At 29.9% G+C, this 19,756-nt stretch carries 11 protein-coding genes and 1 tRNA gene; 3 read left to right on the top strand and 9 right to left on the bottom strand.

Annotation, left to right across the window (positions count from 1 at the left end):
* Window positions 1–13: 13 nt before the first annotated feature.
* Together KGNDJEFE_RS03650 and KGNDJEFE_RS03645 are read right to left on the bottom strand one after the other, a co-directional pair.
* The gene (locus tag KGNDJEFE_RS03650) at window positions 14–2,326 is read right to left on the bottom strand and encodes a cell wall-binding repeat-containing protein (protein ID WP_050754651.1); all 2,313 of its coding nucleotides are present in this window, start codon (window positions 2,324–2,326) and stop codon (window positions 14–16) included.
* Between the two features lie 622 nt (window positions 2,327–2,948).
* A tRNA-Gln gene (locus KGNDJEFE_RS03645) sits at window positions 2,949–3,023 on the bottom strand.
* A gap of 233 nt (window positions 3,024–3,256) precedes the next feature.
* Here KGNDJEFE_RS03645 and KGNDJEFE_RS03640 point away from each other — a divergent pair.
* Window positions 3,257–5,032: a UvrD-helicase domain-containing protein gene (locus tag KGNDJEFE_RS03640; protein ID WP_006439871.1), complete on the top strand. Its 1,776-nt coding sequence runs from the start codon at window positions 3,257–3,259 to the stop codon at window positions 5,030–5,032.
* 441 nt (window positions 5,033–5,473) lie between these two features.
* Here KGNDJEFE_RS03640 and KGNDJEFE_RS03635 read toward each other — a convergent pair whose 3' ends face one another.
* From KGNDJEFE_RS03635 to KGNDJEFE_RS11700, 6 genes are all read right to left on the bottom strand, one after another.
* On the bottom strand, window positions 5,474–6,916 hold the full coding sequence (locus tag KGNDJEFE_RS03635) for an acyltransferase family protein (RefSeq protein WP_040410381.1): 1,443 nt from the start codon (window positions 6,914–6,916) through the stop codon (window positions 5,474–5,476).
* Between the two features lie 23 nt (window positions 6,917–6,939).
* A complete protein-coding gene (locus tag KGNDJEFE_RS03630) occupies window positions 6,940–7,209 on the bottom strand; it encodes a hypothetical protein (protein WP_006439869.1) in 270 nt (89 codons plus the stop codon).
* Window positions 7,210–7,293: 84 nt separating this feature from the next.
* Window positions 7,294–8,586: an ATP-binding protein gene (locus KGNDJEFE_RS03625; RefSeq protein WP_006439868.1), complete on the bottom strand. Its 1,293-nt coding sequence runs from the start codon at window positions 8,584–8,586 to the stop codon at window positions 7,294–7,296.
* 427 nt (window positions 8,587–9,013) lie between these two features.
* Complete coding sequence (locus KGNDJEFE_RS03620; RefSeq protein ID WP_006439867.1) at window positions 9,014–10,015, bottom strand: AAA family ATPase; 1,002 nt, start codon at window positions 10,013–10,015, stop codon at window positions 9,014–9,016.
* Between the two features lie 469 nt (window positions 10,016–10,484).
* Complete coding sequence (locus tag KGNDJEFE_RS03615; protein WP_006439866.1) at window positions 10,485–13,523, bottom strand: cell wall-binding repeat-containing protein; 3,039 nt, start codon at window positions 13,521–13,523, stop codon at window positions 10,485–10,487.
* 72 nt (window positions 13,524–13,595) lie between these two features.
* Entirely contained in the window at window positions 13,596–13,769 is a 174-nt protein-coding gene (locus KGNDJEFE_RS11700) for a hypothetical protein (RefSeq protein ID WP_170239652.1), read from the bottom strand.
* A 590-nt stretch (window positions 13,770–14,359) separates the two neighbouring features.
* On the opposite strand from KGNDJEFE_RS11700, the gene KGNDJEFE_RS03610 reads away from it, so the two are divergent.
* Complete coding sequence (locus tag KGNDJEFE_RS03610; RefSeq protein ID WP_006439864.1) at window positions 14,360–16,567, top strand: cell wall-binding repeat-containing protein; 2,208 nt, start codon at window positions 14,360–14,362, stop codon at window positions 16,565–16,567.
* Between the two features lie 515 nt (window positions 16,568–17,082).
* The gene (gene tenpIN, locus KGNDJEFE_RS03605) at window positions 17,083–17,559 is read left to right on the top strand and encodes a type III toxin-antitoxin system TenpIN family toxin (protein ID WP_040410380.1); all 477 of its coding nucleotides are present in this window, start codon (window positions 17,083–17,085) and stop codon (window positions 17,557–17,559) included.
* A 74-nt stretch (window positions 17,560–17,633) separates the two neighbouring features.
* On the opposite strand, the gene KGNDJEFE_RS03600 is transcribed toward tenpIN, so the two are convergent.
* A complete protein-coding gene (locus KGNDJEFE_RS03600) occupies window positions 17,634–19,493 on the bottom strand; it encodes a P-loop NTPase fold protein (protein ID WP_006439862.1) in 1,860 nt (619 codons plus the stop codon).
* Window positions 19,494–19,756 lie beyond the last annotated feature (263 nt).

Here is a 19,756-nt window from a genome sequence, read left to right as displayed (position 1 = left end):
AAATTGTATACTATTACTGAAGTCCTAATAAATTAGCTAATGTTTTTACAACATCAAGGTTAACCCCATTACCTACCTGGTAAAGAGCTTTTGCCTGTTTAGCATTTAATTCTAATGTATTTATCTGTGCTTTATCTAATTTATCTGTAGCAAGTACTATTGGAGCATTCTTTAATGCTGCTAAGTTAGATACTGTTAAAGCATCAACTAATTCCATTTTATTTCTCTGTCCGTCTTTTGCTACTAAAACATCAGATCCATCACCGAAGTTTCCTGCGTAGTATGTGCTTATAACTTTTGCATTAGTTTCCTGTCTATTTGCACCAGCTATTCTATTAACTTTAGCAGTTGTAGGAACAGCTTCTTTTATAGCGTCGAATTCTTCATTAGAAACAACAGCTTCTCCACCTAAAACAGTAACTGTTTTAGCGTTATCTAAGAAATCTAAAGCATTACTTGATAAACCTTTGAAATTAGATACTATTATTGGAGCTATAGCGTTGTTAGTCTGAGACATTTTTGTACTTGACGCAACTGAAGCTATTGACATAGCATCTGCTTCACCATTTGCACCTACTACGAATGCATTATTTTTATTACCTATTGCATTTGCAACTTTCATAGATGTAGCTTCTCTATTTTCTCCGCCATATCTCTTAACTGTGTATCCTAAATCTTTTAACTGTTTTTCAACATTATCAGATAATACACCTTTACCACCAACTAAGTTTATTGTTATATTCTTTAAGTTGCTTATTGTTGTATTTTCTGATAATTTCTTTAAGTAATCTAATGTAGCTTTTGGAACTTCATCAGTTTTACTTAATAGCATTGGAGCTTTTAATTTTGCTGCTAATGGTGATGCTGAAAGTCCATCTACTAATGAATTACCATTAACTATAACTACATTAGGGTTTTTACTACTGAATGGCTGATTCATTATATATTCTTCAGCTACTTTAACAGCTGTTTCATATCTATCTTTACCTGCAAGTATATCCACTTTTGGATCCTGAGTGAATAACCAGTTTAATAAAGTTTCAGTATCTTTTTTGTTTTCACCTTTTACAACATAGTTAGTAGTTGTATTAGTTGATGTATTAGTTAATTCTATATTAAATCCGTAAGTACCATCACTTGATTTTGATAAATTGTATTTACCTGTACTTATTGGTCTATTTCCTTCTACTGTAGTATATGCAACAGTACCAGTTGCTGCAGATGCTTTCTTAGATGGTGCATCTATATTTTTAATAACTTCTTTTTCACCATGATCCTGAGCACCCTCTTCTTTAGTCTTAGGTGCTGGAGTTTTACTTCCATCTTTACCAGCCTGTCCCTGAGCTGCTGATCCTGTAGATGATTCTGGATTTGATACAACTTTTGACTGTCCTTCGCTTATTACATTTGGTGTTTCAGTTATTACAGATGCTTTAGTAACAGGTGCCACTTCTTCTATTTTAGTTAATAAATCGTGACCTTCTTCTGTTAACATTACACCATTGAATAAATCTGATGTTTTAAATGTATTTGGAGCTGTTCCAGTTATATTTATAGTCTGATCTAATGAATCTGCTATATCTACATATGTAGGTGCTTTTTCTAATTCAGCCTGTGTTTTAACTGGGAATCCAGCAAAATCTTTTGCATCTGAAGGATGAGTACCATCTATTGGATTTATATTTCCTGAAGCATCTATATATTTAGTGAAGTCTAATATTGCACTTCCTGGTTTTAAAACTATTTTATCTCCAGATACAAGTGAATCACTATTTAAAGCTATTGTAACTGACTGATTAGGAACTGCTGTTACAGCTGTACCAACTTCTCCATTTAATATATGAGTATTTCCATTTAAACCTTTTGTTAAATCAGTTGATATATCTCCACCAGTTTTCATATCTGTTTCAGCGTAAGTTGTTTTTAACTGAGTAGCGAATACTTTTTCATTTTCTCCACTACCTTCAGTAACATAACCTCTTGACCATATTTCTACAGTTGCTCCTGGTTTTAAACTTCCTAAAGCTGCCTGTAATGCTTTCTGAAGATCCATTCCACCTTTAACAGTAGCTGTTGATACAGCTTTAGCTTCTTCTCCGTTTATTTTTAAATAGTATACAGACTGTCCTGATAAATCAGTACCACTTACTGTATTTCTTGTTGTGTTACTAGAGAATTTTTTTGATTCTAATATATCTCTAACTTTTCCTATTAATAGTCCTAGCTCATTAGCTGATGCATCCGTAGTTGTTGCAGCCATTATTGGTGCAACAGTTGTAGCTAGCATCGCTCCTGCCATTACTACTGATAATTTTTTCTTATTCATTATCATTACCTCCATTTTCGTTTTATAATTTGTTACATCTCTTCTTATTTCTATTCTCGGCACCATAAAAATATGTGCTGTTTTCTTCCACACCCCAAGTTTATATCAACTGAGAAATAATAACAAGTACATTTCTTTCTATTATTAAAACGAATCTTTATTAACAGTTATTAAAATAATATATTTTTCTCTTTTATAGTTAAAATACTATAGTTTTCTTGATAACTTATTCTCAAATATCTTCACACTCTATTCATAATTGAAATTCATATAAAAAACGCTATCAACTATGCTAACACTAATAAGTAATCATTATTTATTTTTATATATCCATAATAATAAATTATTTTTATCTGATTTTCATTTAAAACTTCACACGAACTTCTTTATACCTTAAAACCATTTTTAATTATCGTTTACCATTTTATCATTAAATATTTTAATCATTATTTTCTAGCAACTCTATTGCATGGAGAGCAAATACATAGTTATACCTGCTCAAACGCAAAAAAAGATGCCCCACAGATTGTGAGGCATCTTTTCGATAAGTGTTTTAATACTGGTATTATGGTTTTATTTACTAACTAAAAAATACTCTATCCTAGGATAGAGTATCTTAAACTGGCTGGGGATATAGGATTCGAACCTATGCATACAGGAGTCAGAGTCATGTGCCTTACCGCTTGGCGAATCCCCAATATTCTTTTTTCTTAGGAAGCTCTCTCCCTTCGACAAGATATATAATACTACAGATTCAAAACTTATGCAACACTTTTTTTAAATTTTTTTCAAAAAAAATAAAAACCTTAGAAAAAATAACCTATTCTATCCATTTTTTTAATAAATTATACATTTAATATTTTAAAATTTCAAAACTTATCCTATAATTATAATATTGCATACAAAATAAAACACAACGGAGGAAAATTAATGAGTAGACTTAGAATAATAAGAAACTATTCAACAGAGCTTACACCTGGAGAAAGCAAAATTCTTAGAAAAATCCAAGCTCTATACAGCGACTGTGATTACATAGCATATCTATACGTTCAGCCAAATCTAGAAAAATTCTCACTAAAACCAGACTTCATAATAATAGATCCAAAACGTGGACTATCTATAATAGAAGTAAAAGACTGGACTGCTGCATATATAAGAAGCTTTGAAAAGAACAAAGTCGTACTAAAAGACAGAGAATGTGAAAATCCTGTAGCTCAAACAAAAAAATACTACAAAAAAATAAAAACAATAACTATAAATGACTCAGATGATTCATTTGAAGAAATAGACGACGCAATATTTGCCAACCTAATCTTCACTAACCTAGATACAAAATCTACAAAAGATAACGACCTACAGGCAAAACTAAAAGACAGAACAGTAAATGTTGTGATGTCTGACAAAATAAGAGGACTAACTATCGACGATTTATTCTCTGATGAAGAATTAGAGCTAGACGAAAATGCAGTCCTTGGACTAAGAGGTGCGTTATTCCCAGAATCAAAAATAAAAGTAAAAGACGACGAATCAATAGAAAAAATAATGGCTGCTCTAGACTACGAACAGGAAAGCTTTGCGAGAAGACTTCCTTATGGTCACTACCTGCTAACTGGTGTACCAGGAAGTGGAAAAACCGTCATCCTAATAGCAAGAGCAATCCACCTACTAAAAGAACATCCAGATTGGAACATAAGAATACTAACATACAACAAATCACTACAAGAAAACATAGAAGCCACACTATCTGATATGGCAGAAAAATTTGACAACCTATATAATGAAGGAATCTTTGAAAATAGACTAGACATCAAAGGTCAAATAACTGTCACAACATATCACAAACTGGCTATGGATGTAAGTAAACTAAAAGCTGGAAGAAACCAATCTCAAGAATGGTGGAATGAAACACTTCCACAGGCTTGCCTAGATGCAATGACACCTAGATTCGACGCTGTATTAATAGACGAATACCAGGACTTCAGAACAACATGGATAAAAAGCTGCATAAAAGCGTGCAAAACATTCACGTATAAAAACTCTGAAGGAAAAGAAGTCGAAGCAATAAACCTATTCATGTCAGGTGACAGACTTCAGAGCATATACAACTCAAAGCCTGTAAACTGGCAAAAAGACTTCTCTCTTAACATGCAGGGTAGATCAAAACTTCTAAAAACATCTTACAGATCAGGAAAATCTAACGTAATACTTGCCCTAGACTTCCTAAGATTAGACGAAAAACTTAAAGAAGAAGTTGAAACATTCTACAAAGACGAGGCTGACAGCACACTAAGCCTAGACAGCGCTGGTGCTGATGGACAGATAAAATTCATTGAAGGAATGTACTCAGACATCGCTCGTGAAATAAACAAACTGATAAATGAAGGTGTAAAACCAGAAGATATATTAGTACTTTGTCATGAAAATAGACAAAAGACAAAATTAAAAGGAATATTTGAAAGTGAGGGTATCAAGGAAAGTGGATTGATAAACTATTCTACATACTTCTCTTCTAAAGGGCTTGAAGCCAAGATTGTGTTCTTGACTGATACAGAAAAATTCACTTCTGTTGAGGACAATACTCAGGATATATTAAATAGAAAGCTGCTTTATGTTGCGATGACAAGAGCATCGGAAAAACTATACATACAGGCATCGAGCTTCGAAAAAGAAACCTTCGCAAAAACAATAAAAGAACTAAGTTTATAGGTTAATAACTCTCGGGGATTGAAGTCATAGACAAACTCCTCTCCAGCTTCGACGTGTGTACAATTAAATAGTTCTGTTGCAAAAATTCCTCACGTCTCCAGATTGTCGAGAGAGTTTTGTCTATGAACTTCAATCCACCAAGTTAGTTATTCTCCCTATAAAATTGAATTTAAACAAATCGGAGAAGTTAGTAAAATTTTAGGCAGCTTTTTATTTAAATTGTTATAATTTTACTTTCTTTTTAACTCTCCGTAAAAATCAAAAATTTACCAAGAATATTGATAATATGTAGCATAGTAGTATATAGACAAAACACACTCGACAATCTGCAGACGCATATTTTAACAAAAACAAAACTATTTCTTAATCACGCGTCGAAGCTGGAGAGAAGTTTGTCTATATCTACTATGCTTCGTATATTAACAATAGAATAGGTAAATTTTATTTAAATCTTATATATATTCTTTTTGCGTATAGGTATAGCATCAATACAAATATCAATAACAGATACATCACTAGGAATGCAATCATTCTTGTTGTGTCACCAAATATTTCAGAGAGTGTGTCTATTACTATCCATTCGTCTAGTTTTAGTCCAGTTCCCATAGCTACAGAATACACATTTATTTTAAACAACGTGTTTTTTATAAATTCATTAAGTCCAATAACAAATACCGGACTAGCTCCCATGACTACAAATGGACGTGATATTAGATTAGAAGCTTTGCTCCTGTTCAAGTCAAATATTCCAAATAATGCTGCAAAAGCAACGCAATATCCACCTAATACAATCATTACAAAAGAAGGCGACATTACGCTTGCATTATATGGACAATTTCTTTCCATTAAAAGGGCAATGATTACAAAAAACATCCCCATAATTAGAATCTTGTTGCTCTTATCCCTATTCTCCACTCTCCTATTGCATAGAAAACTGCCCGCTGCCATAGCCAAGCAACCTCCACACAAAGCAGAAATAGTAGACATAATTCCGTATCGCTCAAAATCTCCAATATGCCCTGGCATAACCTTAGAATCCACAAAATACGCAAGACAAGTCTTTGCAGTATCTCCAAAATTAGCACTCGCAAAATAATACCCTGCTAGACCTACAACGCCTATCGCAGTTAAAAACACAGCGATAACAGAACTCTTAAAATTAAATCTCCTAAACAAAACATATAAAAGAGATCCAAGCATATACACAACAGCTATCATCTGTAAAATGCCCATAATCCTAAAACTATTAAAATTCCAAGCTCCAATTAAATTTATCAATATCCCGATTACAAATAATATAATACCTACCTTGACCTTCTTGATACAAATCTCCTTGAAACTCTTCTTTCTCTTCACATCTAGCTCAACCTCTGTTGGAATCATAAAACAAACAGAAGCCAACAATAGTGGAAGTCCTAAATCTCCAAAACTTATCCCATTCCACTTAGAAAAAGCTAAAAATGCAGGCATCTCACCTAAAACACCAATCCCAGATGAACAAATAATAGCAATCACAGCAACTCCCATAATAAGTTCGACAGTAGTGTACCTTCTCTTTAAAGGATCTCCTGTAACAACCTCTCTAGCTTGTGGCTGCTCCTTCTCTCCCCTATTAATAACAGTCTGCTCAGTAGAACTCTCTTCCCTACTTAGCTCAACTTTCTTCTCTCTCTTGCTCTCTTTTTTCTGCTTAGGACTTGTATCCTTTCTACTTTCTTCATTAATATATGCATCTTCATTAGGCTCTGGAACATCATACCCATCGTACACTGGCATATCCTCATCCACAAAATGTATATTGTCCTCTACAATCTTAGCAATTTTCTCTAATTGAATCTCTTGCTCAATATTTTTCTTCTCTATATCGTCATTCTTAACCTTCAAACTAATCACCCTTGCTAAAACATTTATTTTTTCTTCTTCTTTTTCTTCTTTTTCTTAGTCTGCATAGGTGGTACCTTAGCTCCATTATTATACATCGCTGGTCCTTTAGGCTTGTTTCTATTTCTAAATGCTTTCATACCATATGCGACAAATAAACCTACACCAATCCCTAAAGCAACTTCACCAAAACTTACCTTTGGAGTTGGCTTTGCTCCTGTAGCTGCAAATATATTTGTAACAGTAGCTAAAGTGAACACACTCGCTAATGCAACTATTCTTTTAAAATTTCTCATTGTTTACTTTCCTTTCTCTAAAAACTTTCACATAGTTATATTATATAAGAAAAAGATGAATATAAAAACAGTTATAAAGGTTTTTTATTTATTATTTCTATACATCCTAAAGGCTCTCTCTATTCTATAATTTCTCGTTTCATCGTATAGTTCCTCTTCTTGTCCACCAAGCAAAATAGAAGAATAATAAAAATCACGTGGATTATCCTCTCCTACTCCATGCAATCTAATATACTTATTATCTGGATTCGTAGTAGTAAAAGCAAAATTCTTATAAGACATCATCTCTAATGCTCTAAAATTATTTGCTGTGAAAATAAGCTGACCCTTAGCTGAAGTATCAAAAATCTTAACCAACTCGCCAAACAAATACTCATTAATACCTAAATCTAAATCATCCACCATTAAACACATTGACTCATTATTATACAATTTAATAAAATAATGAATAATAGGAACTATTCTCTTAATGCCTTTTGATTCATATATAAGCGGAATACTATAACCTTCTTTAACGCTCATAAATTCTATTATCATCCGCTTTTCTCCATTATCCAAAAGCTTTTCATCTTTAATAGAAATATCTATTTTCATAGAAGGAATAATAGACTCTATAACATTTCCAAGTTGTTCAACAGCTCTTTTAAATTCATCAAAATTACTTTGTCTGATAATACATCTTCCAGGTATATCACGTTTAAATATACTTGCTTCACCATTTCCTATAATCTTTAAATTGTTAATAGCAAACTTTTTCAAAACATCTACCACAAAAGGAAACTCCCATTCCCCTTTTTCTAAAATCTCATCTTTAACTTTATCATTTAATTTTTTTGCAAAAATTAACGATTTTCCAGCTTTATTATCATACCAAACTCGTAAAAACATTCTAGTTTCCTTAGAAAGCATATTCTTAATCTTTGAATACGTAATCTCACCATTTCTTATCTCAAATAAAGTGCTCTTTCTACTCCATTTTCCTTCATTTAGTTTTTTAATAGATAACTTTTCATAATCCACTACATATCCATTCTCCTCAGATTTAACAATTTCAAACTTATAATCTATTATTCCCTCAAACTCATCAGACTTTACATAAAAACTATATTCTAACATTGCATCCTTAGATCCAAAATTAATCAAACTATCAATATCATCTGGTAGTTTCTCCCATTTTATTAAATATTTTAAAATATGTGTAGCATCAATAACGGCAGATTTTCCAGAACCATTTTGTCCATAAATACCAAGTATAGAACTATTGTCTTTAAACTCTTCTGATTCTATTTCTTTTATAGTATTTATTTTTATCGCTCCATGACATACATTTTTTATACCGTTTATGTTTATAGAAATTATTCTTACTAGCTCTTTCATAATATTTTCCTCCTCTATTTGATTTTATGTTTATTATATCATTTTTATAAGTTATTAATTAAAGACAAAAAACATATGTTCTTTATCTAAAAATGGGCATAAAAGAACCCCCACTCAGGGATTCCTCGGAATCAAACTGGACACTTAAGTCTGTGGGGGTATTGATGTCTTATTTAGTTTTTAGCATCTTCAACGAGCCACTTTTTATTTTACCGTTGTGTCTTTGCTCTCACACAACATCATCCTTCTGTCACTTTTTATTTTACCTACGAGTCAGAACAGTCACTCGTCATCTTATTAGATGCTATTTACATCATATAATATTTTCAAACAAAGCGCAAGTTTTTAGTTGAGATTCTAAAAAAAGAACCTCGTCTTTTATTGATTTAAAGTTTGAATATTTATACTCTAATATCATATCCTCTACTCACACCCAAAGAAGCCTATCACACAACAACTCATTAGTCATAAGATTAGTATTATGAGAAGTAAATATAATCTGAGAACTAGGCTTCCTCTTAACCATCTCTCTCACAATCTTCTCTGCTAACTCACAATCATACACATCTAAACCATCTACAAAAATCATACTCTCATCAATATCACTCACTAGACAATAATAAATCAATGCAAGACTTCTCATTCCTACCGGAGCAGTTTCAAAAAATCTCATTGATCCTTTTTTAAACTTATTCAAAATAATCTCTCTTCCATCTAAATTAACTGATTCTAAGTTGCATTTTATATCTAAACTTTGTAAAAAATATTCAAAATCCTTTAACTTGCCACTCTTAACTATATAACTTTCTATTAACTCTCCTCTACATTCACATCCAAAACATCTATTTAAATCAAAAGAATTGATTAAAATCATATTTTCAATATAATTGTAAAACTTCTTAAAAGCTCCATTCTCCTCATTATCATCTAGTACCGAATTATTTCTAACATATTTTGTAATTGAAAGACCTCGCCCCTTCAAATCTAGCTTTAGATTTTCGGCACACTTCAAATTACAACATCCCTTTTTCTCTATATAATCGTACTCAATCGCTATATTGCCATTTATATAAACTCTTTCATAAATCAACTCATCTACAGCTGCTTTCCTATAATTATAAATAATATCATCATTTTCAAAAGAAAAATAATATGTAAACTCAGCAAAATCATTTCTATCTAAATTTAGATATGGATTTATTGCTATTGAAGTTTTTTCTCTACCATCTGTTAAGTGATTCATCGCATCCAAAAGTGCTAGTCCAAGATTGCTCTTTCCTGAACCATTTTTGCCAAATATTGAGTATACCCTTGTAATACTATTATCTACTGTTTCTCTATTAGAATCATAGTTGTTAGCTTTTGCTAAGTCTAGAGTAAATTTATTTTCAAAACTTTTAAATCCTTCTATCTCGAATTTTTTTAGCATATTTCTCACTCCTTTAAGGATAGTATAGCATATATTTGTAAAAATTCACTTTATTTATGATAAGTGCTATTTTTAGACAAAAAAACATACGTTCTTGGCTATATTACTTTTTTGACCTACTTTTTGCAAGAAAAAATTCTTTTCTCTACATTTTATATATCCTTGAAAAAATCTAAAAATAATGTTATATATAGATATATAAAAGATGTCGTTTGAGAGTTCTGACACGAAGTTAATATAAAATAGTGACTCAAGTGAAGATGTCGTGTGACGGTTCTGACACGAAATTAATATAAAATAGTGACCAAAATGATTAAAGATGAGGATTTTACTCCTCGTCTTTTTTATTACAATCCATTTATTTCTAATAAGGTAGTATTTTGAATAATAAAAAGCTGCCGTAAGATGTCTGTTAGACATCTATACGACAGCATATTTTGTGAAAAAATATTTGCGTTTTAGAGTTTATTTATTTTTTTGTAAAGCTATAAGTTATAGGATTTCCTATTACTTTATCTGCTTCTGAATCATTCTGCTGCATTAACTGTATAGTAACTGTATATGTTCCATTATCTAAATTTGATAATGGATTTAATACTAATTCTATTTCTCTTACATCTCCAGCTGCAAATCCTACAGTTCTTGTTCCTTTTGCGCTATCCTGTCTTACTCCATAGAATATATATTTTTCTTTTACTCTATCATCAAGCTTTGTTCCAGGAGTTTTTCCATTTTTTTCTTCTCCTTTCCAATCTGCTATTTCTCTGTTAGAACCATCTAAGTCATTATATTTAGGAGTTCCAACTTTAGTCCCTTTTATTGTTGTAGTTTTTAATGCTACACCACATTTTGACTGTTCTGTATGATTATCTGCTGTTATAAATACTGCATTAAATGGTACCACAGTATCACCTTTTTTAACCTGTAGTCTTAAATATGCACCATCTTTGTAATAACTTAAACCATTTGTTTTTTCATCATTTTCTACTAAATTTATTCCTATATTTTCTGATGAACTCCAGATGAATGATGTTGATAGTTTTCCACCATCATTAACTAGTTCATCACCTTTTGTTATACCATCATTTATTTTTGTCCAACTAGAATTATTCCATATATATACACCTTCTGCAAGGTTTCCATATGATCCATCTTTACCTATTATTAATTTAGAAGTACTATCTGTTCCTTTTATAGTTCCAGTAACAGATCCTTTAACCTCTACTGTTTCACCTGCTGGAATAGTATACCCTCCATATATTTCTACAGTTGATTCCTTTGTAGAATCAGTTATAGCTTTTTTTACATCTTTATAGTATTTACCTATTACCTGTACTTCTTTAGTTGCTGATTTAACTACAGCACCTTCTTTAAATTCTTCTTTTACTCTATTTGAGTATATATATCCTTTTTCATAATATACTTCTTCTTTTTCTTTTTTAGCTATTTCTAAATATTTATGAACAGCGTTGTCTTTCCAATCTACTAATTCATCATTAGTTGTTTCAACCTTTTCTGCAAATATCTGTATTGGTTCTTCTAATTTTGTTCCTGTTCCACTTAATGTGAATTTTGTAGTATTAGCATCTTTTTTATCTACATTTATTCCATACCAAGCATTTTTAGATGTTTTTATATTTTCTGCTTCTACAGTAGAACGATTTATTATTATTCCACCTTTTGAACTATTTTTTACTGTTATATTATTTAATTTAACACCATTAACTTTATATGCTGTTAATCCATTTCCTTTAGAATATTCTATAGTTATTCCAGATACACTTACATCATTAGCTGTTATTGTTAGTAAATTGTCTTTATAATCTCCATTAGCTGCAAATGTACTAGATGGTTTTATAGTAGCGTTATTTTCACCTACTATAGTCATACTCTTACTTATAACTAACTGTGAATTTAATTCATTTGTTCCATATATTTTTACAGTTGAATTTTCTTTTTTATTAGCTTCTGTTACTGCTTCTGCTACTGTGGCATAATGTTTTCCATCTACTGTAGCTCCTGTTGTATAAGTTGGTGCTGAACTTCCACCACCTGATGAAGAACCACCGCCACCAGTAGATCCACCTGGTTTATTTCCTTCAACGTTTGGAGTTTCTGTACCAGTTATTGGTTTAGATATAGTACCTTCATTATCTACTTTTGTACCTTCTCCATCATTCTTAACTTCTGTTATAGTACCGTTGTTTTCTACCTTAACATTTTCTGAGCTTGAGCTAACTTCTACTTTGTCTATCTTACCAGCTGAAGTATTAGTAACTGTTGTGTTTTTACCATTTTCAACAACTAAAGTTCCTATAGTTCCGCTGTTTTTGATATCTGCATTTGGAGTTTTAACTGTAACTTTTCCTGTTAAATCACCTTTTACATTTATTTCTATTGCATTGTTTGTTGATAAAGTCACGTCTTTAGATATAGTTGCGTTTGCATCTATTTCTATAACATCGTTAGCATTTGCTTTCTTTAATGCTTCCTGAAGTTCTGCTTCATTTTTAACTTTTATCACTTCTGCTTTTTCTATTTCTTTAAGCTGGCTGAATGCACCTTCGTTACCTTTTCCACCAACCTGAGTTATTGTAGCTATTTTCTTAGTATTTACTACATTTACCTGGTTTGCATTTAATTTTTTAGAAGCTATTAACACTGGAGCTCCGTTTTTAGATGCAAGTGCACCAACTGCTAATGCATCTATTAACTGACCTGAATTTTCCATACCGTCTTTTGCTAAGTATAGATTGTCTAAGTTTTTATCAGCATAGAAAGTTTCTATAACTTTTGCATTAGTATCGTTTCTATTAGCACCTTCTATTCTCTGTTTTCCTGGTAGGTTTTTAGCTATTTCATTAGAAACTGCTTTATCTCCACCTATTATGAATGAAGATTTTATCGCTTCATCTTTTATGAATTTTTCAACTACTGATAATCCTGATTTTGGATTAGCAAGAAGTATTGGCATACCTTTTTCAGCTGCTGCAGCTGCAACAGATACTGCATCTGCAAGTCCAGTCACACCATTTACTACTGCTATTTCAGATACGTCTTTTACTCCATCAAGTCTTTTAGCTATTGCAAGAGCTGTTTCTTCTCTAGAAGCTCCTTTTATTCTATCAGTTTTAACATTTAATGCTTTAAGATCTTCTTCTACTTTAGATGTAAGAACTGCATCTCCACCTATCATTATTACATCTTTTGCGCCTAATCTTTTTATTTCATTTGCAGTTGCTTTAGTTAATCCACCTTTACCAGTTAAAAGTATTGGTGCATTTTTAGCGTATGCAAGAGGAGTTGCTGTTAATGCATCTGGGATTGCTGCATCATTTACAAGTATTACAGTTTCTGCTTTTGTCCATCCCTCTTTACTTATCTTTACTGCTGTATCAGTTCTATTTGAACCAACTAGCTGTTCTTCTGTTGTTGCAGCACTTACTGAAACAACACTTCCACTAACTGCCATAGTGGCAGCCATTACTGTAGCTAATTTCTTTTTCATATTATCCTCCTGGGTTATATAGATTGGTTTATAATCATTTTAATATATAATAAAAAGGACACAGTTTCCCATTTAGTTTTTGGGTATTTCTGTGTCCTCTATTATCAATTTTATTAAATTTTTCATCAAAAAAGGCATACTTATAGTGTCTGTCTGTCTGTCTGTCTGTCTGTCTGTCTGTCTGTCTGTCTGTCTGTCTGTAGATTTTCCCAAACTTTCATCTTGATTGTCAACACCTTTCACCATTTTTGATTTATTTCAAATATTATATATTTTATTATATCAAATTTCAAGAAAAGTTCAAGTATATTTCATTTACAATAAAAAATCTTTACTTATTTTTTAATTTATCTATATTCAGATAATTAAATTGTATCGTTTTAATTTAGAGTTGCTTTAAATTAAGTTAAACGGTATCTATACTTTTGAGTTTGCGTCGGGGGGCTTAGGGGGGGCGTCGCTATGGAAAAATTCCGTACAATAAAAATGTGGAAAAATAATTGCGAAAAAAGAGCAAGAGAATAGAGAAAAAAAGAGAAGAAAAGAATAAAAAAGGAAAACGAAGGAAAAGGAAAGAATAAGAAAGAGTAAGTGAAAGAAAAGCCATAAGATAACAGAAGAAAAGAGAACTTATCTTTTTAGAAACTTCCTAAAATTTCTTGAATAAGAATTTAAATAAATCTTATTTACAAATAAAAATTATCTGTAAGATAAATTAAAACTTGTAAAACTTTCCAATCCGAAGTTTGTCTTTTTTATCTTAGATTTCTTTTTTCTAATTAAGAAATAAAAAAAGAGTGTAAAAAAGAAAAAAGATAAACGGAGGTAAAGAGATAATGAATAAGAAAAAATTATCAGTAGTAATGGCTGGAGCAATGCTAGCAACTTCAGTAGCACCAGTATTAGCAGCAGAAACAACTGCAAAAGAATATACAGTAAGTCAGAAAAAATTATTAGCAAACGAAGTTAAAACATTAATGGAAACAGAAATGGTTTCTTCAAATAGAGCTTTAATAGCTGATGTAATAGCTGATGGTGTTGCTATACCTGCAACTGATGATGCTAAATTTGTATCTTTAGATTTAGCTAAAGAAATATTCAACGCAAAAGCTGATAAAATATCAGTTTATGGAGTTGCAAAAGTTGGAACTAATGGTGTTGAAGATCCTGCAGAATATAAAGTTGATGCTGCAGTTACTTTAATAAATGGTTTAAATCCAGGTGAATCTATAAAAGTTTATAAAAGAACTGCTGAAAAATTCGGTGGAGAAATAATAGTAGGTTCTCCTATAACTGTAACAGATTCAACAGTTGCCAAATATACAACAGCAGAATTAGTAAATGTTAGTGCTGTAGCTACAGCTTTCGAAAATGAAGCTAAATTAAAAGGAAAACAGACTAGTAATGCTTTAAGTAAATTAGTAAAAAGTATAGCTGTAAACAACGATAAAGATGGTGTTATTATAACTCTTAATGCTTTAGATGAAAATAATACAGAAAAAACTATAGCATTAAAAAATGGAGATGAAAAATTAGATTTCCAGTTAGCTTATGATAAAGATGGAAACTTAATAGATACAACAGATGTTTCTCAGATACAGAAATTCGATCATTTTGGTAAAAAAGTTACTGCATACAATAAATCTAAAAAAGTTAATGATAAAACATTAAGTGCTACTTACAAAGTAGTTGCTGATAAAAATGAAGATGAAACATTAAATGCATCAGATTTATATGATGGATTTGCATTAACAGCAAGAGGTACTGAAATATTAGCTGACCTTAAAAATGCAGCAGATAAAGCCGAAGAAGAAATAGAAAGTCCAACAAATGCTTTAGTTCAGTTAGCAAAAACTACAGGTACTGTTGATGCAAATGGATATTATAAATTTACAGTTACATACAAAAAAGTAACAGGAGATAAACAGTCAGAAGTTTACAAAACTATAACTGTTAGATCAACAAATGAAAATGAATTAAAATCTTTACATAAATTATTACAGAAAGGTACTTTCAATGTTGGTATAGTAGCTGGAGCAAATAGATATGAAACGGCTGTTAACGTATCAAAAGCAGCTGGAACAGTATTAGCAGATGCAGCAGATACAAATAAAACTAATAATATAGTATTAGTAAATGGTGAAGCACTAGTAGACGGATTAGCAGCAGCTCCATATGCAGCAACAGTTAATGGTACTGGTAAACAGGCAGCTCCAATATTATTATCACAGGTAGATTCATTACCAGCAGCAACAAAAGATTACTTAAAAGAATTATCTTCTGAAATAGCAGCTAAAAATTTAAATAAAGTAACTGTAACTTTAATAGGTGGTTATGCTGTATTATCAGATGAAGTAGTATCTGAATTAGAAGATATGGGATTCTCAGTAAAAAGAATAGGTGGAGATAATAGAGAAGAAACTTCTGTAAAAGTTGCTGAAAAAATGCCAGCTTCTACTACTACATTTGTTGTAGGTGGAAATGGTGAAGCCGATGCTATGTCAATATCAGCAGTAGCAGCTGATAAAAAAGCTCCAATAATAGTATCTAAAACAAATACAATATCTTCTGATGCATTATCTTACCTAGAAGATGAAGCTTCAACAGATACAGTAAGAATAATAGGTGGAGAAAGTGTATTCTCTAAAGAATCAGAAGAAAAAGTAAATAAAGCTCTTGCTAAAACAAATGCGGCTTACAGAATATCTGGTAAAAATAGACAGGCTACAAATGCGGCTGTTATAAAAGAATACTACTCAGCTTCTAGTACAGATGCTGAAGGTATAGTACTTGTAAAAGATGGTGTAGCTAAAAAATCTGAATTAGTAGATGCATTATCAGCAGCTAACTACGCTGTAAAAATAAAAGCTCCAATAGTACTTGGAACATCAGGTATAACAGATGAACAGAAAAATAACTTATTAAATATAGATATGGCTACAGCTGTACCAGCAACTAAGGGAATAGTAGCTCAGGTTGGTGAAGGTGCTAATAGAACATTATTAGAAACAATAGCTGGATTATTCAACATATCAAACAAATAATAAAAAGTAAATAACATATTTACATACAAGGCGAGGGGATAATTCCCTCGCCTTTTTTTAGGCGTAGCCTCCTCCATTTTGCCACAAAAAAATACAAAAATAGACTTGCTTTTGTAAGTCTATTTTTGTCAATAATTTTTCAAAAAACATACGTTCTGTAGAATAAAACAAATAAGTATTTACTATTAAATTTTATATTATAAAAAACACTAATTTCCTAATATTTTAAAATTAGTAGAATGTAAGTTTATTAATAAATCTAATTACTGCTTGTAAACACTTGAAAAAAACTAAAAATAATGCTATTATAAGTATATAGAAAATGTGTCATAAAAGATGTCGTGTGAGAGTTCTGACACGAAGTTAATATAAAATAGTGACTCAAGCGAAGATGTCGTGTGACGGTTCTGACACGAAGTTAATATAAAATAGTGACCGAAGTGATGACACAAGCAAACAAAGGTGCTAATATTTTAGCACCTTTTATTTTGCAAAAATATATTGGGAGAATGCATATGTCTAAAACAGTCTTTGATTATGAAATTAGAAAATTAAATGATAGTTTCTTTGAAAAATATAATAAAAAAGAATATCCTGAAATAGAAGTTAAAAAAGGTAGACCATATAATTTTATATTATTTGAAATTAGATATAATTGTTTTGTTGCAGCTCCATTTAGGACAAATATCAAACATGAAAATTCATTTAAATTTGAAGGTTGCAAAAGAAATAAATTTGGAACATCTGGAATTGACTACTCTAAAATATTAATCATAGAAGATTCAAATTATATTGGAGAGGTTTCAAAGATAGATTATGATGAGAATTCAATATTGGTAAAAAATATAGTTACAATAGCAACTGAAATCAACGACTATATAGATGATTATAAAAATCATATCTCTGGTATAAAGAAAATGGGGAAAAATAAGTTTAGAAATAAATATAAATTCTCAACTTTAAAATATTTTCATAAAGAATTAGGTATATAATAAATCAATAAATTACAATAAAAAATAGACTTGCTTAAACAGGTCTATTTTTTATATATTCTTTAATATCAAAATTATATGCTTTTATTATATTCTTCTAGAATAGCATCAATAGCTTTTATCAAATTCCTTATGTTTATAATTTTTATATTTGTATCCTTCTTATCAATTTCTTTTTTTAATAAATACTTTATCTCTTCTAAAATTTCTTTATCCTTTTCATACACATTTTTTATATTTAAAATTGCATATGCTTGATTACCTTGAACATCTCCAACTGGAAATACTTTTTTTAAATTGCAAATAAAGTTAAAAACCTGCATATTACTTGATTTAAGTATCTTTTGAACAATCTCTTCAGAAGAGTGCTCAGATAAATAAACTTTATACAATTCTATATATCTTATTTCTTCATTAGATAAATCAATCTTATTAAGCATAGAATCTATAGACACTCTTCTCCGCTCAATAATTTTATTTAAATTTACTATAGAATCATATAATTCTTTTAATTTGTCATCTTCCAATTCTATTCCTACATTTATAAGTATTCTTTTTTTATTAAATTTACCATTCTCTATATCATTTTTAATCTTTTTTATATTTTCCTCAAATAGAGTATAATACTTGTTTACATCTAATGGATATCCTTCTTCTAGTAATCTATCTAAATCAGCTATTATCATGCCATAAATATCAATATCTATATTAGTATTTTTAGATAAATTTTCTTCCAGTACTTTTAGAACTTTTTTTAATTCATCATCCTCTAATACTTCAAATAAACCTAATTTGCCTGGTCTATTTTTTTCAAATTCCATTCTACTATCGTGATTTTTTATCATATTTATTAATTTTTCTTTTATACTATATTCATCTATAAGATAAGTTTTAATATATTTATCAACAAAATAATATTTATTATCACAATATATATTATTTTGTCCTATTGCATATCTATATTCTTGTATACCACCTTCATCTATAAAAGATTCTCTATTCGATTCATATAGATATTTATAATTTGTTTTTATTTTTATAGCTGCATCAATTGTATATTTTAAAACATCCTCTTTTAAATAATATTTCTTTTCCTCTAGTTTTTCAGTAGAATAATTATTAGAAATATTTTTTATAGATATCTCGTCTATTATTTCAAAGATTTTGCCATATACATGTATAGCAAATTCTAAAATTCTAAAGTTTTTAGAATTATTAATATCAAATATTTGCTTTATAAGATCTATTCTATTATTTAAGAAACTTATAATTCCATTTTTTCCATTAGAAAAATTATTTATAATCTCAGAACATACTATATCAAAATTATTTTTAAATTCCAATTCAATTTCAAATACTTTTTCTTTATGATTTTCAAAATATTCTTTATTCTCAATTTTTTCTTTATTTGCTATTACTATGACCCTACAACTTTTATTCTCTACTAGATTATTTATAAAACCAAATAGTTCCTTTAAATCTATATTACATCTCTCTAAATCATCTAGAATAATAATCGATTTATCATATTTTATAAAACTTGCTATACTACTTAAATCAATATTGAAATCAAAATTTTTTAAAATTTTTTTGTTTGATAATTTTTTAATAGTGTTAAATGTTTTATTAATTCCATCTGATAAAAATTTTAATTTTTCTTCTGTTTTTAAATCGTAATTTAATGATATATTATTCATACTTAAAGATTTATCCAATATTTCTATATTATCTATTCCAAACAATGAAAGCATTATTGGTCTTCCATAATCTGAAATATACTCTTTTGGGGGATTATCAATTAAGATTTTCTTAATTGAATATGTTTTACCAATTCCCCATTCTCCTGTTATTAGCAATGCTTTTTTACTAGAGTAATCTTTAATATATTCGACTATACTTTTTCTCATATATTCAATATTATTTTCCTTTATCATTAGAACACTCCCTTTATTTATGATTTATCCAATTAATTATTATATTATCACAAATAATACCTTTTTGAAATATCTCTGTGGGGGCTTTAGAGGGCGTCGCTATGGAAAAATTCCGTACAATAAAAATGTGGAAAAATAATTGCGAAAAAAGAGCAAGAGAATAGAGAAAAAAAGAGAAGAAAAGAATAAAAAAGGAAAACGAAGGAAAAGGAAAGAATAAGAAAGAGTAAGTGAAAGAAAAGCCATAAGATAACAGAAGAAAA

The sequence above is a fragment of the Peptacetobacter hiranonis genome (genome assembly GCF_008151785.1).
GTDB classification, from domain to species: Bacteria; Bacillota; Clostridia; order Peptostreptococcales; family Peptostreptococcaceae; genus Peptacetobacter; species Peptacetobacter hiranonis.
The sequence above is the reverse complement of the archived record's forward strand: the minus strand, read 5'-3'. Positions and strand labels throughout refer to the sequence as shown.

What these genes read in the sequence shown, in the direction of transcription:
- KGNDJEFE_RS03610 (WP_006439864.1), top strand. Translation starts at nt 14,360, where the DNA reads ATGAATAAGAAAAAATTATCAGTAGTAATGGCTGGAGCAATGCTAGCA.
- KGNDJEFE_RS03640 (WP_006439871.1), top strand. Translation starts at nt 3,257, where the DNA reads ATGAGTAGACTTAGAATAATAAGAAACTATTCAACAGAGCTTACACCT.
- KGNDJEFE_RS03630 (WP_006439869.1), bottom strand. Translation starts at nt 7,209, where the DNA reads ATGAGAAATTTTAAAAGAATAGTTGCATTAGCGAGTGTGTTCACTTTA.
- KGNDJEFE_RS03625 (WP_006439868.1), bottom strand. Translation starts at nt 8,586, where the DNA reads ATGAAAGAGCTAGTAAGAATAATTTCTATAAACATAAACGGTATAAAA.
- KGNDJEFE_RS03615 (WP_006439866.1), bottom strand. Translation starts at nt 13,523, where the DNA reads ATGAAAAAGAAATTAGCTACAGTAATGGCTGCCACTATGGCAGTTAGT.
- KGNDJEFE_RS03620 (WP_006439867.1), bottom strand. Translation starts at nt 10,015, where the DNA reads ATGCTAAAAAAATTCGAGATAGAAGGATTTAAAAGTTTTGAAAATAAA.
- KGNDJEFE_RS11700 (WP_170239652.1), bottom strand. Translation starts at nt 13,769, where the DNA reads ATGGTGAAAGGTGTTGACAATCAAGATGAAAGTTTGGGAAAATCTACA.
- KGNDJEFE_RS03650 (WP_050754651.1), bottom strand. Translation starts at nt 2,326, where the DNA reads ATGAATAAGAAAAAATTATCAGTAGTAATGGCAGGAGCGATGCTAGCT.
- tenpIN (WP_040410380.1), top strand. Translation starts at nt 17,083, where the DNA reads ATGTCTAAAACAGTCTTTGATTATGAAATTAGAAAATTAAATGATAGT.
- KGNDJEFE_RS03600 (WP_006439862.1), bottom strand. Translation starts at nt 19,493, where the DNA reads ATGATAAAGGAAAATAATATTGAATATATGAGAAAAAGTATAGTCGAA.